This window comes from Prosthecobacter sp. (genome assembly GCF_044236155.1).
Classification (GTDB): domain Bacteria; phylum Verrucomicrobiota; class Verrucomicrobiia; order Verrucomicrobiales; family Verrucomicrobiaceae; genus Prosthecobacter.
Map to the genome: position 1 here is coordinate 21564 of NZ_JBIIHA010000013.1, position 23580 is coordinate 45143.

General features: G+C 60.7%; 18 protein-coding genes. 9 read left to right on the plus strand and 9 right to left on the minus strand.

What is annotated here, in order from left to right:
* Positions 1–3: 3 nt before the first annotated feature.
* Genes ACILSE_RS12710 through ACILSE_RS12725 form a run of 4 tightly spaced genes read left to right on the plus strand, consistent with a single transcriptional unit; the run spans position 4 to position 7100 of the window.
* Entirely contained in the window at positions 4–1614 is a 1611-nt protein-coding gene (locus tag ACILSE_RS12710; protein WP_395717773.1) for a sulfite reductase flavoprotein subunit alpha, read from the plus strand.
* Positions 1595–3352 (plus strand): NirA family protein, encoded by a 1758-nt coding sequence (locus tag ACILSE_RS12715; protein WP_395717774.1) that lies wholly within the window; start codon positions 1595–1597, stop codon positions 3350–3352. The genes ACILSE_RS12710 and ACILSE_RS12715 overlap by 20 nt, the downstream gene beginning before the upstream one ends.
* Positions 3349–4914 carry a DmsC/YnfH family molybdoenzyme membrane anchor subunit gene (locus tag ACILSE_RS12720; protein WP_395717775.1) on the plus strand — a complete coding sequence of 522 codons (1566 nt, stop codon included), beginning with the start codon at positions 3349–3351 and terminating at the stop codon, positions 4912–4914. Before ACILSE_RS12715 ends, ACILSE_RS12720 begins: the two co-directional genes overlap by 4 nt.
* 17 nt (positions 4915–4931) lie before the next feature.
* The gene (locus ACILSE_RS12725) at positions 4932–7100 is read left to right on the plus strand and encodes a molybdopterin oxidoreductase family protein (protein ID WP_395717776.1); all 2169 of its coding nucleotides are present in this window, start codon (positions 4932–4934) and stop codon (positions 7098–7100) included.
* Here the strand turns inward: ACILSE_RS12725 and ACILSE_RS12730 are convergent, their stop codons facing one another.
* Entirely contained in the window at positions 7101–8057 is a 957-nt protein-coding gene (locus ACILSE_RS12730) for a YHYH protein (protein WP_395717777.1), read from the minus strand.
* Positions 8058–8212: 155 nt separating this feature from the next.
* Between ACILSE_RS12730 and ACILSE_RS12735 the strand changes: the two genes are divergently transcribed.
* Positions 8213–9334, plus strand: a complete 1122-nt coding sequence (locus ACILSE_RS12735) for a substrate-binding domain-containing protein (RefSeq protein ID WP_395717778.1) — start codon at positions 8213–8215, stop codon at positions 9332–9334.
* 31 nt (positions 9335–9365) lie between these two features.
* Here the strand turns inward: ACILSE_RS12735 and ACILSE_RS12740 are convergent, their stop codons facing one another.
* Positions 9366–10397, minus strand: a complete 1032-nt coding sequence (locus ACILSE_RS12740) for a hypothetical protein (RefSeq protein WP_395717779.1) — start codon at positions 10395–10397, stop codon at positions 9366–9368.
* Positions 10398–10491: 94 nt separating this feature from the next.
* Between ACILSE_RS12740 and ACILSE_RS12745 the strand changes: the two genes are divergently transcribed.
* A complete protein-coding gene (locus ACILSE_RS12745) occupies positions 10492–12858 on the plus strand; it encodes an ABC transporter permease (protein WP_395717780.1) in 2367 nt (788 codons plus the stop codon).
* Positions 12859–12914: 56 nt separating this feature from the next.
* Positions 12915–14789, plus strand: a complete 1875-nt coding sequence (locus tag ACILSE_RS12750; protein WP_395717781.1) for a hypothetical protein — start codon at positions 12915–12917, stop codon at positions 14787–14789.
* Positions 14790–14812: 23 nt separating this feature from the next.
* On the opposite strand, the gene ACILSE_RS12755 is transcribed toward ACILSE_RS12750, so the two are convergent.
* Genes ACILSE_RS12755 through ACILSE_RS12765 form a run of 3 tightly spaced genes read right to left on the minus strand, consistent with a single transcriptional unit; the run spans position 14813 to position 16821 of the window.
* Positions 14813–15382 (minus strand): anthranilate synthase component II, encoded by a 570-nt coding sequence (locus ACILSE_RS12755; protein ID WP_395717782.1) that lies wholly within the window; start codon positions 15380–15382, stop codon positions 14813–14815.
* Positions 15383–15414: 32 nt separating this feature from the next.
* Positions 15415–15915 carry a hypothetical protein gene (locus ACILSE_RS12760; RefSeq protein WP_395717783.1) on the minus strand — a complete coding sequence of 167 codons (501 nt, stop codon included), beginning with the start codon at positions 15913–15915 and terminating at the stop codon, positions 15415–15417.
* A 27-nt stretch (positions 15916–15942) separates the two neighbouring features.
* Positions 15943–16821, minus strand: a complete 879-nt coding sequence (locus ACILSE_RS12765) for a hypothetical protein (RefSeq protein ID WP_395717784.1) — start codon at positions 16819–16821, stop codon at positions 15943–15945.
* Positions 16822–16908: 87 nt separating this feature from the next.
* Between ACILSE_RS12765 and ACILSE_RS12770 the strand changes: the two genes are divergently transcribed.
* Positions 16909–17586 carry a class I SAM-dependent methyltransferase gene (locus tag ACILSE_RS12770; RefSeq protein WP_395717785.1) on the plus strand — a complete coding sequence of 226 codons (678 nt, stop codon included), beginning with the start codon at positions 16909–16911 and terminating at the stop codon, positions 17584–17586.
* Positions 17587–17709: 123 nt separating this feature from the next.
* On the opposite strand, the gene ACILSE_RS12775 is transcribed toward ACILSE_RS12770, so the two are convergent.
* The 3 genes from ACILSE_RS12775 to ACILSE_RS12785 form a co-directional block, all read right to left on the minus strand.
* A complete protein-coding gene (locus ACILSE_RS12775; RefSeq protein ID WP_395717786.1) occupies positions 17710–18480 on the minus strand; it encodes an SDR family NAD(P)-dependent oxidoreductase in 771 nt (256 codons plus the stop codon).
* Positions 18481–18527: 47 nt separating this feature from the next.
* Positions 18528–19535, minus strand: a complete 1008-nt coding sequence (locus ACILSE_RS12780; protein ID WP_395717787.1) for a carbohydrate kinase family protein — start codon at positions 19533–19535, stop codon at positions 18528–18530.
* A gap of 129 nt (positions 19536–19664) precedes the next feature.
* The gene (locus ACILSE_RS12785) at positions 19665–20123 is read right to left on the minus strand and encodes a hypothetical protein (protein WP_395717788.1); all 459 of its coding nucleotides are present in this window, start codon (positions 20121–20123) and stop codon (positions 19665–19667) included.
* On the opposite strand from ACILSE_RS12785, the gene ACILSE_RS12790 reads away from it, so the two are divergent.
* A complete protein-coding gene (locus ACILSE_RS12790) occupies positions 20101–21462 on the plus strand; it encodes a hypothetical protein (RefSeq protein WP_395717789.1) in 1362 nt (453 codons plus the stop codon). The genes ACILSE_RS12785 and ACILSE_RS12790 overlap by 23 nt on opposite strands.
* 2 nt (positions 21463–21464) lie before the next feature.
* On the opposite strand, the gene ACILSE_RS12795 is transcribed toward ACILSE_RS12790, so the two are convergent.
* A complete protein-coding gene (locus ACILSE_RS12795) occupies positions 21465–23483 on the minus strand; it encodes an ATP-dependent helicase (RefSeq protein WP_395717790.1) in 2019 nt (672 codons plus the stop codon).
* Between the last annotated feature and the right edge of the window lie 97 nt (positions 23484–23580).

Sequence of the window (23580 nt, forward strand, 5' to 3'; positions counted from 1 at the left end):
GTCATGCAGATCACGCCGCTCATTCCTGACAACGCACCTTTCTCCGCCGAGCAACGCGCCTGGTTGAATGGATTCCTTGCCGGAGTCCTGCAACGCGGCGGAAAGGGTGGTGCGCCGATGGCAACTGCCGAGGCAAAAACACCTCTGCTCATCGCCTTCGGCAGTCAGAGCGGCAACGCGGAAAGTTTGGCCAAGCGGCTGGCCAGGGAAGCATCGGGTCGAGGTTTCGCGGCGCGAGCCGCGGGCCTCGACTCGCTGCAACCGGCCGATCTCATCCAAGACAAGAACGTCCTCCTCATCACCTCCACCTGGGGCGAGGGTGACATGCCGGACAACGCGGCCACCTTCTGGGATGCCATCAATCAAAACGGCAGCAGCCCCAAATTCGACGGCGTGCAATACTCCGTCCTCGCGCTCGGCGACAAAAACTATGCCGACACTTTTTGCCTTGCCGGCAAGAAGCTCGATCAGCGCCTCGCCGAACTCGGCGCCAAACGCATCGTGGACCGCGTGGACTGCGATGTGGAGTTTGATGAGCTGGCCAAAGAGTGGTCGAAGAACGCCTTCACCATTCTCGGAGCCTCCAAACCGTCTGACTCGTCGGACGTGTCAGACTCGTCCGACACAGCGTGGTCCAAAAAGAATCCATTCCCGGCCAAGCTCCTCGAAAACCTGCCTCTAAACTCCCCCGGCAGCTCCAAAGATACCCGCCACATCGCCTTCTCACTCACCGGCAGTGGCCTGACTTACGAAGTAGGAGACGCACTCGGCGTCTTCGTCCAAAACTGCCCCGAGGTCGTTGATTCCGTCATCGCGGCGCACGGTTTCGATCCAAACGCCCCCGTGGGCTCCAAAACCCTCCGCGAGGCCCTCATCTCCGATTTCGAAGTCCGCAGCCTTCTCGGGAAAACGCCCGAGGCCCGCCTCACACTCGACTCCTTCCTCGAAAACCTGCGCAAGCTACAGCCGCGCCTCTATTCGATCGCTTCGAGCATCAAGGCGCACCCCGATGAAGTGCATCTCTGCGTCGGTGCGGTGCGCTACAGCACCGATGGCATCGCGCACAAAGGCGTCGCCAGCACCTTCCTCGCGGATCGATTGCCACTCGGCGAGACCACCGGCATCTACTTCCACGCCGCGAACCATTTCCGCCTGCCCACTGATCTCACAAAGCCCGTCATCATGGTCGGCCCCGGCACCGGCATCGCGCCCTTCCGTGCCTTCCTCGAAGAGCGCGAGGCCACCAAAGCCCCCGGCAAGAACTGGCTCTTCTTCGGCGATCAAAAACGCAGCACCGACTTCCTCTACCACGATCAAATCATCGCCTGGGTGCAAAGCGGTCACCTGACGCGACTCGACACCGCCTTCAGCCGCGATCAGGAGGAGAAAATCTACGTGCAGACCCGCATGCTCCAAGCCGCCAGCGAACTCTGGCAATGGCTCCAAGAAGGCGCGCACTTCTACGTCTGCGGCGATGCCAAACGCATGGCCAAGGACGTTGATGACGCCCTCCATCACATCATTGAAACCCAGGGCGGCAAAACGGCTGACGAAGCCGCGTCCTACGTCGCCCAAATGAAAAAGGAGAAACGCTATGCCCGCGATGTCTATTGATGCACCACGAGTCACCAGCCCTGCGATAGGCGACGACTTTTCCGCCGAGCAGAAGCGCTACCTCGAAGGCTTTTTCGCCGGCATTGCTGCAGGTGGAGTCACCTTCGGCGATCTCGCGGCCACGCCTGCAGCACCCGCAGGTCCTTCGCTCGATGATTTGACGAAGGAAGAGCGCATCAAACGCGAGCTTCATCCGTTCGATGCCATCGAGCAGCTCGTGCTCGATGCCCGCTGGAATGCCAAGCCGGAGCCGGAGAGCGTGTTTCGCTACAAGTGGAACGGCCTCTTCTGGCTGAATCCGGTCAAAGATGGCTACATGTGCCGACTGCGCATTCCGGGCGGCGTGGTGAAGAGCTATCAGCTTCGCGAGCTTGCGGCCATTTCACGCGAACTGACCTCCGGCTACATCCAGATCACCACGCGGAACAATTTCCAAATCCGCCTCATCGAGCCGAAAAACTGCCCGGAGGTGCTTCGCCGCATCCAAGGCTGCGGATTGCATTCCAAAGGCGCGGGCGCGGACAACATCCGCAACATCACGATGAACCCCTGCGCGGGTCACGATCTGTTTGAACTCATCGACGTGCGTCCGCTCGTGAACGAACTCGCCACGCTCATCATCGGCTCGAAGGAGTTTTATGATCTGCCGCGCAAATTCAACATCGCCTACGATGGCGGCGGCCTCATCTCGTCCGTTGAAGACACGAACGACATCGGTGCCAGCGCGGTGAAAATCACCGAGAACAGCGAAGGCATCGAACCCGGTGTGTATTTCCGCATCGCCCTCGGCGGTGTCACCGGTCATCAGACCTTTGCGAGCGATTGGGGCGTTCTTGTGAAACCCGAGCAGCTCAACGATGTCATGGTGGCCCTGCTGCGCGTCTTCATCGACTTCGGCGACCGCACGAATCGCAAAAAGGCCCGCTTCAAGTATGTCGTGGAGGACAAAGGTCTCGATGGCGTGCTCGTGGAGGCAGAGAAGCATCTCAAATTCAAGCTCACACGCCTCGCTCCTGGCTCGCCCATCGAGGCGAAGCGCGAATTTTCGCAACAAGGCCACTCGCATGTCGGCATTCATCCGCAGAAGCAGGATGGGCTCGTTTATGTCGGTGCCAGCGTGCCGGTCGGACAGATGACGGCGAAGCAGATGGAGCGCATCGCCGATCTCGCCGACAGCTATGGCAGCGGCGAGGTGCGACTCACGGTTTGGCAAAACTTCATCATCCCGAACGTAAAGACCGCGTATGCCGCCACGCTCGCGAAGTCGCTCAAAAAGCTCGGTTTCCCCTGCGAGCAGTCGAATTTGAAGAGCGGCTTCGTCGCCTGCACGGGCAACAAATACTGCAAATACGCCGCCAGCGACACGAAGGGCCACGCCATCGCGATGATGGACTATCTCGACAAGCGCGTGAAGCTCGACAAGCCCGTGAACATCCACTTCACCGGCTGCGCCCACTCCTGCGCCCAGCACTTCATGGGCGATATCGGTCTGCTCGGCACCAAAGTGAAAACCGAAAGCGGCGAAGGCTACCACATCACCGTCGGCGGCGGCTTCGGCGAGAACCGCAAGATCGGTCGCCAGGTCTTCAGTGGTGTGGCTTTTGAGAGTCTCGGTGAAACACTCGAAGCCATGCTCAAAGGCTATCTCAAAGGCCGCAGCGGGCCGGAGGAGACGTTTCATGCCTTCTGCAATCAAAGAACTGTCGGCCAGCTTCAGGAGGCATTTTCGGCCGCATGATCTCGGTGCTGTCAGACTTGTCCGACCAGTCTGACTCGTCAGACCTGCTGCGGAAGGTGCTCAAAGAACAGCAAACCCTCCGCACACCGGTCGCTCTGTTCTCCGAGGAGTATGACACCCGCAGTATCCGTGACCGCTTCACCCACCTGATCCCGCTTTCGAAGCCGAATCCCGGTGAGCAGTATGCCTTTCAGGTCAATCTGGATGCCTGCACGGGCTGCAAGGCCTGTGTGGCGGCTTGTCACTCGCTGAACGGGCTCGATGACAATGAAGCCTGGCGTGATGTCGGGCTCATCACGGGTTTGCGGAAGCAGCAGCCATATCACCAGACCGTCACGACGGCCTGCCATCACTGCGAGGACCCGGCCTGCTCGAATGGCTGCCCGGTGCTCGCGTATGACAAAGATCCCATCACCGGCATCGTGCGGCACCTTGATGATCAGTGCATCGGCTGCAGCTACTGCATTTTGAAATGCCCGTATGACGTGCCGAAGTTCAACTTGAAGCGCGGCATCGTGCGCAAGTGCGACATGTGCCAGGGCCGTCTCGCCGAAGGTGAAGCTCCCGCTTGCGTGCAGGCCTGCCCAAACGAGGCGATCAAGATCCAGGTCGTGAAACTGAGTGATGTGCCGGATCGCGGCCAGATCATCGCCGGAGCGTTTGATTCGAGCTACACACGGCCCACCACGACCTATGTCTCCACCAAAGCCATCGCGGAAGCGAAAGCTGCCGATGCTGGCCTGCTGCGACTCGACCATGCGCATCCACCGCTCACGTGGATGCTCGTGCTCACACAGATGAGCGCGGGAACCTTTTTTGTCACCGCGTTGGCGGTGTTGAGGGGCTTTGTGAGCATTGAGGCGACCCGATTGACCTCGTTGACGGCGTTGATCGTTGGCATCGTGGGCATTGCGTTGAGTGTTCTGCACCTCGGGCAGCCTTTGAAGGCTTGGCGGGCATTTCTCGGTTGGCGCAAAAGCTGGCTCTCACGCGAAATCATTGCTTTCGGGCTGTTTGCGAAGCTGGGGGCACTGGCGGTCGTTTTTCCTTCGAAACTCACGCTTGGCCTCGCGGGGATCGCGGGCGTTTTGGCCGTTTACACGTCCGTCATGGTCTATGTGGACACGCGGCGGCCGTTTTGGTCGATGAAGCTCGTGAGTGGCAAATTCTTTGGAACGATGGTTTTGCTCGGCGTGGCCATTTCGGGCGTCGTTTGGGCCTGGATGGGTCATTCAGCGGCTCAAATCGCCATTCCGACGGCGCTTGTGCTGCGCTGGTGTGTGTCGCTGTTTGAGATGCGTGAGATTCGGAATGCGCGACGCGATGCCAGCAGCGCCTGGCACATGAGCGCCCGCATTCTGACCGAAAAGCTCCCGCATCTGCTACGGGCACGAAAAATCATGCTCGCCATGGTCGGCATCATCCTGCCCACGGTCATCTTCACGCAGTTCTATGTCGCTGCGATCTTCACCTTGTCCGTCGCGATCACCCTGGGCAGCCAGTTGATCGAGCGGCACTACTTTTTCACCGCGGCCTGCGGGCCCAAAATGCCCGGGAACTGATGATCACGCTACCAGCCATGACCTTCCGCGAATGGAATGGGCCGCTCACGGCGGATCTGGTGCGTGACCCGGCGAGGTTCGGATTGGGGCAGTTGCCTGCCGTTTCGGTGCCCACGGCGACGACGAAGGCCGTGTGCGGCTTTTGCTCGACCGGCTGCGGCTTGAAGATTCACCTCAAAGATGGCGAGGCGATCAATCTCACGCCCGATGCCGAATATCCCGTGAACCTCGGCACGGCCTGCCCGAAAGGCTGGGAGGCGCTGAGCGTGCTCGATGCGCCGGATCGGGCACGGATGCCCATCCTGCATGGCAAGGAAGTCGATTGGGACACGGCGCTGCGCTACTTCTGCGATCAGATGCGGCGTATCCTCGATCAGCATGGCCCCGAAGCCGCCGCGTTTTTGAGCACGGGACAGATCATGTTCGAGGAGATGGCCTTCCTCGGGGCGCTGGCGAAGTTTGGCATGGGCATGATCCACGGCGATGGCAACACACGCCAGTGCATGGCCACGGCGGTGGCGGCTTACAAAGAAAGCTTTGGCTTCGACGCGCCGCCCTTCACCTACGCCGACTTTGAGGAGAGCGATGTGCTCGTCTTCATCGGCGGGAATCCCTGCATCGCACATCCGATCATGTGGCAGCGCGTTTTGAAGAACCAACGTCAGCCAGAAATCATCGTCGTCGATCCCCGCACCACCGAGACCGCGATGGCCGCCACGCAGCACTACGCGATCAAGCCAAAGAGCGATTTGACGCTGCTGTATGGTCTCGCGCATCTTCTCATTCGCGATGGTGGAGTGGATAAAGCCTTCGTCGAAGCGCACACGAATGGCTTTGAGGCTTTCGAGAGCTTTGTGGCCGATTTTACGCCGGAGAGGGTTTGTGCCGGAACCGGACTGAGCACTGAGCACTTGGCACTTTTTGCCAAAACCATCCGCCAAGGCAAAGCGGTGTCCTTCTGGTGGACGATGGGCGTAAATCAAGGACATCAGGCCACACGCACGGCGCAGGCGATCATCAATCTGGCGCTGATGACCGGAAACATCGGCAAACCGGGCACAGGGGCGAATTCGATCACCGGGCAGTGCAATGCGATGGGTTCGCGTTTGTTCTCGAACACGACGAACTTGCTCGGCGGGCATGATTTTCGGAATGCGGCGCATCGGGAGAAGATCGCGAAGGCCACGGGCATGCCGGTGGAGCGCATTCCGGATCGCCCGAGCCTCGCGTATGATCAGATCATCAAGGCAGCGGATGAAGGAACGGTGAAAGCCATCTGGTTTGTCGCGACGAACCCGAGTCACTCGTGGATCGACCAGAACGAGATGAACCGCATCCTCGACAAGCTCGATTTCCTCGTCGTGCAGGACATGTATTGCAGCACCGAGACCGCGAAGCGTGCTCATCTCGTGCTGCCAGCGGCGGGATGGGGCGAAAAAGAAGGCTGCTTCATCAACAGCGAGCGCCGCATCGGCTACTCACCGAAAGTGCGTCGTGCGCCGGGGCAGGCGCTGGCGGATTTTCACATCTTCCGGCTCATCGCCCACTACTGGGGCTGCGGGGAGATGTTTCGCGAATGGCAGACGCCGGAGGACGTGTTTCGCGTTTTGCAGCGCTGCTCGGAAGGGCAGCCGTGTGAGATCACGGGCATCGAAGGTTATGAGATGATTCGGAAGCTTGGGGGCGTGCAGTGGCCGCTGGTCAAAAGTGCTCAGTGCTCAGTGCTCAGTCGGGAACGGCGGCTATTCGAGGATGGAAAGTTTTTCACGGCGGATCAGCGGGCGAAGTTTTGCTTTGATGAGCCGGTGGCACCGCCGGAGCTGCGTAGTGCGGAGTTTCCTCTCATTTTGATGACGGGCCGCGGCACGAGTGCGCAATGGCACACGGAGACGCGGACGGGGAAGTCGGCGGTGCTGCGGAAGATGGCGCCGGAGGAGTTGATGCTGGACTTGAACCCAGAGGATGCGGCGAAGCTGGGTGTGCTGCGGGATGGGCAGCGGGTGCGGGTGATCTCGAAACGGGCGGAATTGACCGTATTGACCCGAGTGACGAGCTGCGTGAAGCCCGGCGAGGTGTATTTGCCGATGCATGACGGGCGGGTGAACCAGCTCACGCATGCGTCATTCGATCCGCTGAGCCGCCAGCCGAGTTACAAACACTCGGCGGTGCGGGTGGAGGCGTTTTGATCAAAACGGAGGAGGCGGAAGACCACCGCGAGGCGGTGGACGCATGCCGGGAGGGCCTCCTGGGCCGCCACGACGGCCGCGTCCGGGTGGGCCGAATCCGCCACCGCCGGGAGGGCCGCGGCGTTCAAAGCTGGCATCGGGTGTTCCGGCGAATTGACGTGGAATGAACGGGTATTCGTTGGTGAGCACGTAGTAGTAAGTGCCTTTGGGGAACTCGGGGGTGACGCCCTGGCGGCCGTTGTTGGCATCGAGGTCCCCGGAACCTTCGACATATTCGTAGTCCTGGACAAACGAGCCGTCGTATTTGCCACCGGGCGAACCAGCAGGACGCTCGCCTGCTTTGACGGCGTAGCTGGAGGCGAGCTTCTTCACGCTGCTGCTGGCGTTGTTCGCCTCGCTGTAGCCCCAGGGGCCGTAGATGGGGAAACCGTCCGCTGCCCAGCCGAGCAGGGTCATCTGCGGCTTGTTGCTGCTGAGTTTTTCGAGCAATCCATTCGGGATGCCGTGGTAATGATACGCGCCGTTTGGCTGCACGTGCGCGTTGCTGGAGTCGATGCCGAGATCGATCGCGCCACCTTGCGGTTCATACTGCCAGCCGCTGTTGGGATCGTTTTGCCACCATTCGGCAGCGAAGGGATCGAAGACGACTCCATTCACGGCGATGCCAAAGGGCTGCATCCGGAAGGGCGAGGGTTTCGCGGCCAGCTTCGGATGCAGCGGCACTTTGTAGTCATACGCCTGTGGCGCGATCGTGTTGGGATTGCGACGGTTAGGAAATTGTCCCGGCTCATGATCCGGGATGCCATTGGCCTGGATGCGCCTGTAATCGCCATCCGTCGTGATTTTCACCTCGCTCGGCGGCAGGGATGTGGAGGCTGCGAGGCAGGCAGAGACCAGTACGCAGCCGCAGGTGCGGAGCAGCAGGGAAGAGACAGATGGTCGGCGGGAGGGCTTCATGACGGACGAGATAACCACGCGGCGCGGTGTTTGTTACGCTTTTTCTTGGTTCGTGAAGGATGTTTGCCTCTTGCGCTGGCGGGGTCCGTTGGGCTTGATGCGGCGTGCCTTCACGGAAATCAGCCGCACCAACCGCACGGATCCCTGAAGTGGCCGTGCTGGTTGATACTTCACGCTCGTATGGGCGTGACATCGTGCGCGGCATCCGGCGTTACGTGGCGGAGCATGGGCCGTGGTCGATTTATCTGGAGCCGCGTGATCTGCGCAGCCAGTTTCCCGGATGGCTGAAAGACTGGCACGGCGATGGCATCCTCTCACGCACCGTGGATGAGACGCTGCTGCGGCAGCTCAAGGCTACGAAGCTGCCGGTGGTGGAGCTGCGGACGACGGTGCTGAAACATCCGTTTCCCTACGTCGGCATGGACAACAGCGTGATTGGCACACGGGTGGCCCAGCACCTGCGTGACCGCGGCTTCCAGCATTTTGCCTGCGTGCTGGATGATTCGGAGAATTTTTTCATCGAGCGCAGCTCACGCTTCACGCAAACCGTCGGTGGGATGGGGTTTGAATGTCCTGTGTTTCATTCGAAGCATCAAAACTGGGAGCAGCATCAGCGCGATCTGGCCACATGGCTCGGCGAACTGCCCAAACCCGCCGGTGTTTTCGCGGTGAACGACCAGATGGGCTTCTGGGTGCTGGATGCCGCACGTCGGGCGGGCATCGCCGTGCCGGAGGAGGTGGCCGTGGTCGGTGCAGAGAATGACAACATGCTTTGCGAGACGGCCTCGCCGCCGCTTTCCAGCGTGCGTCTGCGTGGACAGACGGTCGGTCACCATGCGGCGAGGCTATTGGATGATTGGATGGCTGGCAGACGGATCCCGAAACCGGGCGAAAGGCATTACCATCAGCCTGGCGACATCGTGGTGAGGCAATCGAGCGACATCGTCGCTGTTGACGATACGCGCATTGCTGCGGCGCTCCGGTTCATCCGCCAGCATGCCACGGAGCAGATCGACGTGCCGCGAGTCGCACGGGAGGTGGCGCTCTCACGCAGTGTGCTGGAGCGCCGGATGAAGGCGCTCATCGGTCGCAGCCCTGGCGAGGAGATCAAACGGATGCGTTTTGGCGCAGTGGAAAAGTTGCTCATGGAAACTGACCTGACGCTGGATGCGATCGCCATGCGCTGCGGATTCACCCATCCGCAGTACATGGCGGAGGCTTTTCGGAAGCGGCACGGCGTCACGCCGGGCGCGTTTCGGCGTCATGCAGCAGGGTGAATGCCTGGCGGTCTTGTCACGAGACCAGCAATCATTCCAAATGCCTGCCGAGCATGAGGTCGAGGTTGCGCTCCACGATCTCACCCATGCTCTGGCAGGTGTCGAAGAGGTGCGTGCTGTGATACTGGCCGAGTTCCGAACGTAGCTGGATGACCTTTTCAAAGGGCTCCACGGCATTGTTTTTCATGCAGCGGAGGAGCGCCATGATGCGGGTGTGCTCGGAGAGGTAGCGGCGTGAGATGAGATTGCGCTCCTCCTCCTGATACTGCTTCATGGTGGGGAAGTTCAGGCAGGCGGAGCAGAGCTGGACGACGGGATTGTTCTCTTTGAAGAATTGCGGGAGGTACAGGCTCTTGCGGCCTTCGTAGCTCTGCTGGTCGAAGTCGATGGCGCGGACCCGGTACTGCACCTCCTCGAAGTCCGGAGTCATGTCGATGACGTAATTATAGCTTCGCATGTCACCCAGAAGACGGATGAAGCAGCGCTCGGAGAATTTCACGAACTCCTTGGCCAGACGCACCCGATTGAGGTCCGGACGGGTCAGGTAATCGCGGATGAAGGCATCTCCTGGAACACCGGCGATGTGCTCTTCCACCAGCGTGCCACCGCGATGCATGAGGTAGTTGATCCGGTTCGGCGAGAGGAGGTGTTCGAGTTCGAGGCCATAGACACGGGAGGCGTCTGCGGTCTTGACGTAAAAATGGTCGTAGTTGTCGTTGTATTGATTCACGACGCGGACGCGGAAGGGACGGGAGTTTCCAAACTCGCAGTAATCGACGCGCTCCACATAGAGGTGCGGCACGGCATGAAAGTCACCGGTGCGGAGCTGCGAGTAGATGCTGGTCAGCTTCGGGTAAATCTCCTGCTGGTACTCGCGGGGATACATCACGCTGCTCCAGTGCGTGGCGTTGCCCTCCTTGTCGTAAAGCGGGTAGCTTTCACTAAAGCCACGCAGCTCGTCGTAGGTCGTCGGCAGCGAGTAGCAGCGTCCGAACTGGTCGAGGTATGAGATCAGCTCGTCGGTGACGGGGATGAAGTTCTTGCGCTTAGTGATCTCGTTCATGCGGTGGGTGTGTCGCACGCGGCGTTCCAGCTTTCAAGATGTCATCTGGTGGGCCGCAGGTTGCGCGCCGGTCATGCTGGGGACATGATGGCGGATGCTTACTCCGCTCGATTTGAAGCTCTTCCGCGACCTCGGTCGCATGAAGGGGCAGATCGTGGCGGTGAGCCTTGTCATGGCCTGCGGGCTGGCGATGATGATCATGACGCGCAGCATCATCTTGACGTTGGAGAGCACGCGGGACGCTTATTATCAGCGCTACCGGCTGGCGGATGTGTTTGCTTCGCTCAAACGAGCACCGATGGCGCTGGCGGATCGTGTGGCGGAAATACCTGGTGTCGCCGCCATCGAGCCGCGGGTGGTGGTGGATGCGACGCTGGACCTTCCAGGCATGACCGAGCCCGCCTCCGGGCATCTCGTTTCCCTGCCGGAGGACAGGCCGCAGACACTAAACCAGGTGTTTGTTCGCCAGGGACGCGTGCCGCAGCCGGACGAGCGCCGTCATGCCGTGGTGAGCGAGTCCTTTGCCAAAGCGAACAAGCTGCGGATCGGCGACAGCCTCGTCGCGGTGATCAACGGGAGGCGAGACAAAATCATCGTCTGCGGGATTGGTCTCTCGCCGGAGTTTGTGTTTGAGGCGCGGCCCGGTCAGACTTTGCCGGACAACAAGCGTTACGGTGTGTTCTGGATGAACTACCGAGCCATTGCCGTGCCCTACAATCTTGATGGAGCCTTCAATGACCTCAGCGTCGATCTTTCTCCAGGCGCGCAGGCCGGGCCGGTGCTGGCGGAGATCGACCGGCTGCTGGCGGATTACGGCGCACAGGGCGCCTACACGCGGCAGGATCACAACAGCGCGAAGCGCCTGGATGACGAGCTGCGCGTCGTGCATGCGCTCTCCGTGGCCTATCCGGTGGTTTTCCTCAGCGTTGCGGCCTTCATGGTGAACGCGGTGCTCGCACGTCTGGTGCGTTTGCAAAGGGAGCAGATCGCCCAGCTCAAGGCGCTCGGATATTCCTCATGGCAGGTGGGGCGGCATTACCTGAATTATGCGTTTGTCATTGTCGTGCTCGGCACCTTGATTGGCGGCATCGTCGGTCGCTGGATGGGCGGCGGTCTGGTGGGCATCTACACGTTGTTTTTCCGCTTTCCCGAGCTGAATTTTCGCATGGACTATAACGCGCTGGGCATCGCCCTCGTCGTCAGCGCCGGTGCGTCGATCCTCGGTGTCATCAGCGTCGTCTGGATGGCGGTGAAGCTGCCGCCGGCGGAGGCGATGAGGCCCGAACCGCCCGCGGACTTCAAACCTTCGCTACTGGAGCGAATGGGGCTCACACGAGGCAGCGGTCCGGCGCTGCGCATGGCCTTGAGAAACATCGAGCGTCGGCCGGTGCAGGCGCTGTTCACCATTTTCGGTCTCGCACTGGCCACGGGGCTGATGGTGCTGCCCGGGTCGATGGCGGACAGCATCGACTACCTGCTCACCTACCAGTGGAATGACGTGCAGCGGCAGGATGTCGTCGTTTTTCTATCCGAGCCGGGCTCAAGCACCGCGCTGCACAACCTGAAGGAGATTCCCGGCGTTCAGCGAGCCGAGCCGGTGCGCGCTGTGCAGGCGCGCATCCGTTTTGGACATCATTCGCGCAAGCTCGCGGTCACCGGCCTGCCACGTGACGCGGATCTGAACCGTCTCTTGGACGCGAAACGCCGGCGCATCTCGCTGCCGGAGGAGGGGATCATCATGTCCGAGCAGCTCGGCAAAATCCTCGGCGCACGCATTGGCGATGTCGTGCAGGTCGAGGCGCTCGAAGGCAGGCGCGCCACGCTGAACGTCGCGATTCGCGGTTTCATGGAGGACTTCGCGGGAGTGAACGCCTTCATGGATATCGAGGCGCTGCACCGCCTTATGCAGGAGGGAGACACGATCAGCGGCGCTTACCTGACCGTGGACCAGTCACGCTGGGCCGACTTCATGCGCGAGGTGAAGGACACGCCGCGCGCCGCCGTCACGCTGGTGAAAAAAGACCAGCTTCAGGCCTTCCGCGACACCACCGGCCAGAGCATCGGCGTCATCCGCAAGCTCTATCTCGTGCTCGCCATCGTTGTCGCTTTCGGGGTTGTTTACAACAGCGCCCGCATCGCGCTTTCCGAGCGCAGCCGCGACCTCGCCACGCTGCGGGTTGTCGGCTTCACCCAGCGGGAGGTTGCCGGCGTGCTGCTTGGAGAGCTGATCCTGCTCATCCTCGCCGCGTTGCCGGTTGGATTGCTGTTTGGCCGCGGGCTGGCCATGTTCATCATCGAAAAAGTGCGCACCGAGACCGTCCGCCTGCCTTTGCAGATCAGCCTCTACACCTACACGATGGCCGTGGTCGTCGTGGCGGCCGCCTCCTGCGCCTCCTTCCTCGTGGTCGGCCGCATGTTGAGGAAATTGGACATGGTGGGTGTGCTCAAGGCGCGGGATTGACACGGCGGACCCCAAAGTACTTGGCCTGCGGCACGTTTTGCGATTGTATGGAAGCCATGAATGCCGCTCCGACCGCCGAAACCGTCTTCGCCCTCGTGGCGCGGAAAGTTCAGGCGTGGGTGACACTGCGGCGCTGGCTGGCGTTGCTGCGCATGACGCTCATTCCCGCCTCGCTGGTGCTGGTGCTCGTGATCCTGGCCGCGTTGCGTGGCCGTGATGTGTTTTTGCCGGCCTGGGGCGGATTGTTTGTCTGGCTAGCCGGAAGCCTGGCTTATGCGTGGTGGCGCAGACCGGGCGAGTTCAGCGCGTTGGCCTTGTGGGATCAGGCAGCAGGAAGACGCGAGGCATTTGCCACCGCGTGGTGGTTTGAGCAACGCGCCGAGGGCGGAGAGGCCGCGCGCGCCCACATCGACGCGCAGCGCGAGGTTTTGCCGCGCGCGCTACCTTCTTTGCGGAAGGATTTGCCTCTGAAACCGGACCGCTGGCTCGCACTGCCGCTGCTGATCGCGATCCTCGGCAGCTTCGTCAGCATCGTCACCGCGCCGCCCTCGACGGTGATCGTGATGGACGAAGAAATGACGCGCAAAGCCGCCGAGGAAGCGAAAAAACTCGCGCAGACCGACTGGGAGAAGAAAAAACTCGCCGGACTCAATGAGGATGAAAACAAGCAGGTCGAGGACTTGAAGCAAAAGCTGCAGCAGACCGCCACTGATCTCGCCAACTCGGCGGGGAAGGATGCGCGTGATGTTCTGGCCGAGCTTGAGCGCCGTGCGCGTGACGCGGAAAAACTCGCCGATGAGCTCGACAAGGCCAAGGAGGCATGGGCTTCGGAAAAACTCGTCGAAGCGCTGCGCAAGCATGCCGACACCGCCGACCTCGGCGATTCCGTGGCCGCGAAAAATGCCAAAGCGGCGGCGAAAGCCGCTGAAACGCTCGCCAGCCAGCTCAAGTCCCCGCAGCTCACCAACGAGGCGAAGGAGCGCATGAACGAAACGCTCAAGGACGTGCGGCAGCAGTCTGAAAAGGAGGATCGCCAGCGCACCGTCGGACAGAACGTGCTCGCGGCGGGTGATCAGATGCAGCAGGGGCAGCCAGCCGGGGCGGGGGAGGAGTTTCAAAAGCTCGCTGACAAGCTGCGTGATCTCGCCTTGCGCGAGCAATCGCGCAACGAACTGCAACAGCTCGCGCAGCAGTTGCGCGACTCCGGCAGCAGCATCGCCGGGCAGAATGAAACCAATGGGGCGATGCAGCAGATGGGCCAGACCGGGCAGGGAGAGCAATCTGGGCAGCAGGGCAGCACGCCGCAGGTCGGACAGGCGCAGAATCCGCAGCAGCAGCTCACGCCGCCGGGCATGGGCCAGCAGTCCGGACAGCAAAACCAGATGCAGCAACAGCAGGGTGCGCAAGGTCAGCAGCAGCAAATGATGAGCATGGGCCAGCAGGGCCAGCAGGGCCAGCAGGGCCAGCAGGGCCAGCAAGGTCCGCAAGGGCAACAAGGCCAGCCTTCCAACGGCCAGCCCATGCTCATGGCTCCTGTTCCAGGTGGAAAGCCGGATGACAAGGCCCCCACGATCATCATGCCTGGTGATGGCAGCCCTGATGATGCCAGCGGACCCGTCATCGCGGTTCCCGGTTCAGGTCAGCCGCCCGGCGTTGGCAAAGCCGATCTCAACAACACGCCCACGCAGAAACAGGAGAGCGGCAGTCAAAGCGTCGTGCAAGCGCGGCAGAACAACGAAGGCCAGAGCACTGTGCGCAGTGTGGAAGGCGGGGCGCGCACCGAGCAGTCCACCCGCTCCGCCACGCAGACCGCTCTCGAAGCCATTCAGGCCGAGGAGGCCGCGCTCGACGAGTCCGCCCTGCCTCCCGCACGCCGCGAGCAGGTGCGGCGCTACTTCAACGAGTTGCGGAAGCGGTTTGAGAAGAAGTGACGTGGTGAATTTTCACCACGTCATCACATCTCCAGGAAGTTCTTCAGCAGCTTCTTGCCATCCTGCGTGAGGATGGACTCGGGATGGAACTGCACGCCGTGGATGGGCAGTTCCTTGTGCCGCAGGCCCATGATCTCGGATTCGTCGTCGCTGGCAGTGGCGGTGATTTCGAGGCAGGCGGGCAAAGTGGCGCGTTTGACGAGCAGCGAGTGGTAGCGCGTGGCTTCGAACGGCTCCGGCATGTTTTTGAAGACCGATGTGCCCGTGTGGTGAATCATCGAGGTCTTCCCGTGCATGAGGCGGTCTGCGCGGACGACATCGCCGCCGAAGACATGCCCGATGGCCTGATGGCCGAGGCAGACGCCGAGCAGCGGTGTGGTCTTGCCAAAGCGCTCGATCACAGCGCAACTGATGCCGGCTTCCTTCGGTGTGCAGGGGCCGGGGGAGATGCAGATGTGGTCAGGCTTGAGCTTTTCGATCTCTTCAAGCGTGATCTGGTCGTTGCGGCGGATTTCCATGACGGCTCCCATCTCGCCGAAGTACTGGACGAGGTTGTACGTGAAGGAGTCGTAGTTGTCGATGATCAGAAGCACGGAGTCCGGGTTCCAAGTTTAAGGTTTCAAATTCAGAAGCCGCGCATGCTCAGCAGCGTGTCGAGTTCACGCTGGAAGGCGGGGATGTCGGCGGCGGGCGGCTGGTAGCCGGGCGCGGGGCCGCGCATGCCGAAGCGTCCCATCTGGTCCATGAACCACTGCACGGTATTGCCATCGCTGAAGGTGGCCTTGCCGCTGATCAGCGCTCCGGCTGGCGGGATTTCATCGACGGTGACTTTCAATGCGCCTCCGGCACCTGCGGGTGTGTCGGGGGCGTGCACTTCATCGGCGACGGCTTCTTCGTCTGAGGCCGCTGCCTCAGGGGCTGCTGGCGCGGGCTTTTCCTCCGGCGGTGTCTCACGTGGCTTGTCCTGGATCTTGACGCCCAGCTCCATGATGAGCAGACGCGTCTCCATGTAGGTGAGCGTGATCGAGCACTCGCTGCGCAGGCGGTCCTGGATTTGATTGAGGTTCGCGCCTTCGGCGGCCCATTGTTCGACGAGCTGACGTTGTTGCGTGGAGAGATTGGCCATGAGGGTCGGGTTGCGAGACGGGAGATCTCAGTCGTTCATCTTGTCCGTGATGACGTGGGATAGTTCGTATGCTTTTTGATGCATCGCCTTCACCTCGTCGTGGCTCAGCGCCTTGCCTTCGGGAACGTCGAAGAGCGGGATCATCTCCTCCAGCCCTTTGCGCAGCTTCTGCAGGTTGGGATTCTTGGTGATGCTTGGATGCAGGCTTTCGAGGCTCATCAGGTAGTACTCGGCGATGTCGCGGCGGGTGAGCTGGCGGGTCTTTTCCTCGGCGTAGTTGTCGTTGATGCTCTGGGTGGAGATTTCCAGCGCGCGCAGCCAGCCGCCGAGGCTGATGAGGTGGGCGATGTCCACATCGCGGAGCTGCACCATTTCTGCCTCGACATCGGCCTGTGTTTTGGCCAGCTCGACGCGCAGATCCTGCCAGTTGCCCTTCAGGCTGTAGTCAAAAAGGCTCTGCTGGTGTTTGGCGAGCCGTCCACCGGCCCCGAGTGCCTTGCCGTACTTGATCATGGCGCGGCCGACGTTCTCCATTTCCTCCAGCTTTTCGCACTGCACGATCAGGAAGCCGTCCGCGATGAGCGTGCCGAGTCCGAGGGAGACGAGCACCCGGTCCGCGGGTGTCTTGTCGGTGAAGGGGCGCTTAAGGTTGACGTAGCTGAGCTTGCCCACCTTGTTGAGCATGTCGAAGAGCTTGCGGATGGAGGGCGTGGTGAACTCGTTCACGCCGAACTCCTCGCGCACATGCTCGTCACCCACGACGTCCTCGGGGATCGGGTTTTTCTGCGGCGTGCGCTCCGGCGCGTCCTGGGCGCTGAGCACGGCGGTCCCGGCGGCGCCGAGCAGAGGCAGCAGGAGGCGGACGAGATAAGTGCGGATCATGGCGGCGATGATACGGAGTGGCATCGTGATTTCCAGCGCGAGTCTGGAAAAGTCGCGCAGGCGGTCAATTCGCTACATTTCGGCGTGTTCCGGCGTTTCATGCGCACCACCATGCGCTTGCTCACCTGCTTGATCCTCATCGCCTTTCTGAATCTGCCAGCCCAGGAGGCGCCTCCTGGGCTCACGGAGTACATGGGCCGCCAGATCGCCATGACCATGCACTGGAAGGGCGCGGAGTGGCTCATCCGCCGCGTGCGCGAGCAGGAGGAGGGACCCTCAAAAATGCGCGAGCAGCTCCAGGTGAAGCCCGGCATGACCGTGTGCGACATGGGCTGCGGGAACGGCTACCACACGCTGCCGCTGGCGGAAATGGTCGGTGAAAAGGGCAAGGTCTTCGCCGTGGATGTCCAGCCGGAGATGATCGAGATGCTGAAGCAGAACATCGACCGCAAAGGCGTGAAGAACGTCGTGCCCATCAACGGCCTCTACCACGATCCGAAGCTTCCGCCGGACACCTGCGACATGATCCTCCTCGTCGATGTGTATCACGAGTTCTCCCATCCCGTGCAGATGCTCGCCTCGATGCGTGCCGCTTTGAAAAAGGACGGCCTGCTCGTGCTCGTCGAATTCCGAGCCGAGGACGAGACGGTGCCGATCCGGCCGGAACACAAGATGACCAAGGCGCAGATCAACAAAGAGATGAACGCGAACGGCTTCACGCTGAAGCGCGAGTTCGACGGCCTGCCGTGGCAGCATTTGATGTTCTTTGGCAAAAGCGAGGCGAAGTGAGGCGTTCGCAATGACGAAACCAGAATGAGGAATGTTGAATGACAGAGGAGTGAATGCTGCGAGCGTTCGCTCGCTCATTCCTCATTCGCCAGTCGGGTTTCGTCATTCCCGCCATGCGCGGGCTTACAGGATGTTCACTGCCGCGCCGCCGTCCACCACGATGCCCTGGCCGGTGATGTAGCTGCCTGCCTCGCTCGCGAGCATCAAAGCCGGGCCTGCGAGCTCACGCGGAGCGGCCCAGCGTTTCACCGCCGTGCGGTCGGCGAAGTATTTCTTCTCCTCGTCGTTGAGCAGTTTGCCGGGCATGTCCGTCAGGAAGGGGCCGGGGCAGAGGCAGTTCACCGTGATGCCATAGGGGCCGAGATCGAGCGCGCTGGCACGGGCCAGGCCGATGAGCGCCGCCTTGCACGCGCAATAGACGTTTCGCTTCAGCCTTCCGCCGACGCCGAGCACGCTGGAGATGTGGATGACGCGTCCCCACTTGCGCGCCTTCATGCCGGGCACCACGGCGCGGGTCAGGCTCATCACGGCGGTGAGATCCACCTCGACATTGCGGTCCCAGACCTCGTCGGTGATCTCGTCGATGGCCTGCGGGTTGTTGATGCCTGCGTTGTTCACGAGGATGTCGATCTTGCCGAGGCGCTTTTCAGCTTCGACAGCCAGAGCTTTCACAGCGGCACGATCTGCCATGTCGGCGACCATCCATTCGACCTTCACCTTCAAACCCTCGCCGATTTCAGCGGCGGCGGCTTTGAGTTCGTCGGCATTGCGGCTGGAGATGAAGACATCGGCACCGGCTTCTGCAAAACCGCGCGCCATGGCCTTGCCGAGGCCCTTGCTGCCGCCGGTGACGAGCGCGCATTTGCCGGAGAGATCAAAAAGTGGGGAGGACATGCGCGCCGTTTAGCATGCACGTGTGAAGTGCGCGAGAGGAAAGCATCTCACGTCCTGAAACCCAGTTCGTCCGCCAGCCTCAGGCACTCGGCGACGGGTTTCAGCCCCTGCGACGGCGTGGGATGCGTCAGGCACATCGCGGCGGTGCAGACGGCGAGCTTGAGGCGGTCGGCCACCGGCCATTCCTCGTGCGTGCCGTGGAGATAACCGGCGGCGAAGGCATCGCCCGCCCCCGTGGCTCCGGCGATGAATCCGGCGGGAAGTTGGAGCGAGCGCTGATGATGCACCGCGCCATTTTTTTCTGCGACAACGGCCCCCGCTTCAAAATGGATGATCACCTCGCGGCGCACGCCTTGCGCGAGGAGTTGCCGGGCAGCGGTCTTGATCTTGTCGAGATCCGGCGGCGATGATTTCAGGTCGAGCCCGGTCGCGTTGCCCGCCTCGATCTCGTTCAGGATGAGAAAATCGGTGAAGGGCAGGGAGGCGGCGGTGATCTGGCGGAACTGCGGATGATTCGAGCTCACGAGATCGACGCTCGTGTGCAGTCCCGCGTTTTGCGCGGCCTCCAGCACGCGGCTGGCGATGCTGCGGCCATCAGGGAGCAGGCGGTCCATCTCGGTGAGCAGCATCAGGTAGCCGAGGTGGAAGATTTTCGCCCTCGTGTTGCTGAAATCGAAGTGCGACTCACCCAGGATGGCGTTCGTGCCGAGCTGATGAAAAAACGTGCGCCGTCCTGTGCCGGTGACGGTCATCGCATCCGTGTAGCTCGTCGGCGCGGCGTCGGTTTGGTGCAGTTGCGTCGTGTTGATGCCCGTGTCGCGGCAGTCGCGCATGATCCAGTCCCCATTCGCGTCTTGGCCGACGAGACCGGCGGCCGCCAGCGGATAACCGACACCCATCGCCGCCAGATCCTTCAGCACGTTGTAAGGTCCGCCGCCGTTCGAGGACGTCTCGCTGTGGATGAACGCGAGCATGTCCTGCTCCGGCCAGGCGTCGATGAGCTTGACGTGGTCGATGATGAAATTGCCGCCGGCGAGAAGTCCTCTGCGAGTCATGGATGGGTTCAGGGCTTGATACGGTCAATAGGGCTTCAGATTTTCCCGTCACGCGGGATCGGGGAGACTGTTCTCGTCGGAAAAAGTTTCATCTCAAGATTAACAAAGTGCCGGGCGATCGGTGCTGCCTCAAATCCGCACCATCGGGGCATCCTCGCGTTTCACCAGCTTCCATGTCGTGCCTGTGCGGCGGAAGGTGTGGCGGATTTGCCTGAGATTCGGCGCTTGGTGGCCGATGGAGAGCGTGGTCGTGACCGTGTTGTCCGTGGCGGCGTCGATGTCGATCGTCACCCGCGTCGCCAACGCATCATCGGAGCGCCGGTGGCTCCGAGTGAGGCCGGGCCAGTCCTTCACCGGGGCTGTGTAAGTTTCGGAAGCATGCCGCAGCGTGAATTCCGGCAAATCCCGCTGCAAGGCCGCCACCTGCTCCGGTCCTTGGCAGAGGTAGAACTCGCGGATGTCGCCGTGACGCGGCAGTTCATCGCGCAAGGCCATCAAGACGACGCTGTAGCGCGGTGATGGCGGGAGGTCGTTGGGCTCGCAGAAGTCGGAGACGTAGGGCGTCTTGGGTGACGCACAAGAGAACAACCCAAGTGAATTGACTGCAAAAAGTAGCCGATTGAGTATCAATGCTCAGATTCTTAACCGCAGTCATCTGTCGGGTTGTCTGTTGCGCGATTTCGGTTTCGAGATCTTTATTGGAACGATCATGCCGAACAATGTCATTATTCTTGGAGCAGGGGCTAGTCGCGCAGCAGGGATTCCTCTCATGGGCGGCTTTATGGATCAAATGTGGAATTTGGCAAAGAAGGGTAAGCATAGAGACGCAAAACTGAATTCCGATGACCAGAAGCTCTTGTCAGATGCGCTTTCAGTCAGAGATGAGCTTGATGAATACCATGGAAGGGCATCACTTGACGTTTGGAATCTTGAAGAAGTTCTGTCGATTCTTTCACTGAATGCTCTCGCCGGACGGCCAGCTGACAAAAAGAAACTGGAGCTAATGACCCGAGCGATTGCTCGGACAATCGAAATTACCTGCGATGTTCGTCATTCAGGCGCTCTGAACATTCGAACGGTTAACGGAGAAGGGGTAAACCCCCTATATAACCAATTTTGGCACACCCTGTTTGCGTGGTGTCGGGCTCGGAATGAGGAAATGCCGTTTATCATCACATTCAATTACGATCTGGTATTGGAGAGGTCTCTCCTGCACGCCCTAATTGGAACTGCGTATGGCCGTCACCGGCGCTTTCCTTCGAAAGGCATAATCATTGACTACCACACTCGTGTCATGAGGCCGATAGCACTCGGACTCAAGCATGCGGCGTTTCATGTGGATGCTGATTATCATCGAACAGAACCCGGGTATATTCTGGAGGAGCTTGATCCGGTTGATCCAGATAGCCAACTGACCAAGATCAACATCGTCAAATTACACGGCTCAAACAATTTTTCGAAGAAAGGGCGCATCGATGATGAAAAAAAGCTAGCTGGACCACGCCTAGTAGAAGCCGCTGAAGATCCGTTAATTATGCCTCCTGTGTTCAACAAAGCCTCGCAGGCTATTGGCGCGGAGTCTTGGGCATCTGCACTAGATGCTTTGCGATCCTGTAAAAACATAATCGTTTGCGGCTACAGTTTGCCGGTAACCGATATCTACATGCAGTATTTCTTGAAGGCAGCGCTTGGTCCCAACCAAGATCTCAACAAGATCACTGTTTTTGACCCCTGCCTGTTTTCGCCGCAAAACAGCAGTGACGGAGAGTCACTGCGTCGGCGATACGGCGCGAACTTTTCGGTGCCCATTCAAAAAAGAATCGACTATTCGCCGCCCGGCGCGTCCAACTGGCCCAGCGGACATGGTTCGATGGAGCACTTGGTTTGGCTGCTGAATGAGCAGCCCGACAGTCTATTGTTTGGGTGAAGTCACCACCCACTCCGCACCTTCCACTCCTCGACGAGGTCCTTCGGCAGATCCGTGAGAAAGCGTGAGGGGCGCATCATGATGTCGCCGTCGCGGGCTTGGTGGTTGATGACGGGATAGGTGAGGTAGAGTTCGTCTTTGGCGCGGGTCACCGTGACGTAGAAGAGGCGGCGTTCTTCTTCGAGGGCGCTGTCGCCGCCTTCGTCGATGGCGCGTTTGTGGGGGAACATGCCATCGGCAAGCCAGACGGCAAAGACGATGTTCCATTCGAGGCCTTTGGCCTGATGGCCGGTCGTGAGCGTGACGGCATCGCGGTCCTGGGCATGCTGGTCGGGCTTGTTGTCGGTATCGACGCCGCTGAGAAGGCTGAGCTGGCTGAGGAACTCCAAAGAGTCGGTGAAGCGGTCGCTGAAGTTGCTGAGCTGTTCGAGGTCCTGCTGGCGCTGCTCGTAGTTTTTGAACTTCGCCTTCATGTAGTCCTCATACACGCCTTCGACGATGCTGCGGATCATGAAGGCGGGCGCGACGGGTTTGCCCTCCTTGTCGATGAGCTCGTCGAGGGTGTAGGCGAACTGTTCCCACGTCGATTTGGCCTTCTTCGGCACTTTGAGCGGCAAAAGCACCTCGGAGAAGGTGCCGGTCATCGTCTCGGCCTTGGCGGCATCGCTTTGCAGCCACTCGTTCCAGAGCTTGTAGGCGCTGACATTGCCGATGCCATCGCAGAGGCGCACCATGCGCATGAAGCTGACCTCGTCCTGGCGGTTCACAGCGAACTTCATGAACGCGGCGACGTCCTTCACATGCGCCTGCTCGAAGAAGCGCAAACCGGAGGTGATCTGAAACGGGATGCCGCGCTGCGTGAGCTCCATCTGGATCTCCATGCTGTGAAAGTGCGCACGGTAGAGGATGGCGATGTCGTTGAGCTCGCAGCCTTCGTCTTGTAGCTCCAAAATGCGTTGCGCGACGAAAGCGGCCTGCGCGGAGGAGTTGTCGAGCGCGACGAGCGCGGGGAGCACGCCCTTGGATTCGCGGGCCGGCTGGAGATTCTTCGGGATCTGCCCGCGATTCATGGCGATGGCCGCATTCGCGAGATTCAGCACCTCGGGGACGCTGCGGTAGTTCACCTCGATCTTATGCGTGCGTGCCTTTGGCCAGTGATCGGAGAAGTTGAGGATGTTCGACACATCGGCTCCGCGCCAGGAGTAGATGCTCTGCGCGTCATCGCCCACGACCATGAGATTTCCCTGCGGGCCGGTGAGCAACTCGACCATGCGACATTGCAGGCTGTTCGTGTCCTGATACTCATCGACGAGCACGAACTCGAACTGGCGGCGATACCGCTCGAGCAAATCCTCGTTCTCCTCGAGCAGCGCGACGGTTTGCGTGAGCAGATCGTCGAAGTCGAAGCAGTTCGTCTCGCGTTTTTTGTCCTGGTAGAGCTTTCGCACCTTCAGGATGCCTTCGGCGACCTTGTCGAAGTAAGGATAGCGCGTGTCGATGATCTCCTGGAGATCGCAGAGCGTGTTGTCGGCGAGCGAGAAGATGTCGCCGAGCACCTCGGCCTTCGGGAAGCGATAGGTCGTCGTGTCGATGCCGCTGGCACCGATGACGGTTTCGAGCAGGTCCTTCTGGTCCTCGCGGTCCATGATCGAGAAGCCTTTGCGGTAGCCGAGCCGCTCGGCGTTGTAGCGCAGGAGGCGGTTCCCGATGCTGTGGAAGGTGCCGCCCCAGATGCGGCTGGCATCCTGCGTGACGAGCGCCTGCACGCGCTCCTGCATCTCGCGGGCGGCTTTGTTGGTAAAGGTGAGCAGCAAGATCGACTCCGGCTGGATGCCATTGTCGAGCAACCACGCCACGCGATACGTCAGCGTCCGTGTCTTGCCCGAACCCGCTCCCGCAATGACGAGCGACTGCCCCGGCGGGCTGACGACGGCGGCGTATTGCTGCTCATTGAGCTCCGCCTTGTAGTCGATGCGGTGGGAGGGTTCGTGCGCGTGATGCAGCGTGTATTCGCGGGGCATTTTGGGACGTAGAGCGTCGCGGCGGGCTGGGCAAGAATGAATGACGAAACCAGAATGGCGAATGACGAATCAATGAAGAAATCGGAAGCTCCGTCAT

Coding starts and splice junctions, on each gene's coding strand:
- ACILSE_RS12745 (WP_395717780.1), top strand. CDS start 10,492: ATGCTTACTCCGCTCGATTTGAAGCTCTTCCGCGACCTCGGTCGCATG.
- ACILSE_RS12710 (WP_395717773.1), top strand. CDS start 4: ATGCAGATCACGCCGCTCATTCCTGACAACGCACCTTTCTCCGCCGAG.
- ACILSE_RS12720 (WP_395717775.1), top strand. CDS start 3,349: ATGATCTCGGTGCTGTCAGACTTGTCCGACCAGTCTGACTCGTCAGAC.
- ACILSE_RS12765 (WP_395717784.1), bottom strand. CDS start 16,821: ATGCCACTCCGTATCATCGCCGCCATGATCCGCACTTATCTCGTCCGC.
- ACILSE_RS12780 (WP_395717787.1), bottom strand. CDS start 19,535: ATGACTCGCAGAGGACTTCTCGCCGGCGGCAATTTCATCATCGACCAC.
- ACILSE_RS12795 (WP_395717790.1), bottom strand. CDS start 23,483: ATGCCCCGCGAATACACGCTGCATCACGCGCACGAACCCTCCCACCGC.
- ACILSE_RS12760 (WP_395717783.1), bottom strand. CDS start 15,915: ATGGCCAATCTCTCCACGCAACAACGTCAGCTCGTCGAACAATGGGCC.
- ACILSE_RS12770 (WP_395717785.1), top strand. CDS start 16,909: ATGCGCTTGCTCACCTGCTTGATCCTCATCGCCTTTCTGAATCTGCCA.
- ACILSE_RS12730 (WP_395717777.1), bottom strand. CDS start 8,057: ATGAAGCCCTCCCGCCGACCATCTGTCTCTTCCCTGCTGCTCCGCACC.
- ACILSE_RS12725 (WP_395717776.1), top strand. CDS start 4,932: ATGACCTTCCGCGAATGGAATGGGCCGCTCACGGCGGATCTGGTGCGT.
- ACILSE_RS12715 (WP_395717774.1), top strand. CDS start 1,595: ATGCCCGCGATGTCTATTGATGCACCACGAGTCACCAGCCCTGCGATA.
- ACILSE_RS12740 (WP_395717779.1), bottom strand. CDS start 10,397: ATGAACGAGATCACTAAGCGCAAGAACTTCATCCCCGTCACCGACGAG.
- ACILSE_RS12775 (WP_395717786.1), bottom strand. CDS start 18,480: ATGTCCTCCCCACTTTTTGATCTCTCCGGCAAATGCGCGCTCGTCACC.
- ACILSE_RS12750 (WP_395717781.1), top strand. CDS start 12,915: ATGAATGCCGCTCCGACCGCCGAAACCGTCTTCGCCCTCGTGGCGCGG.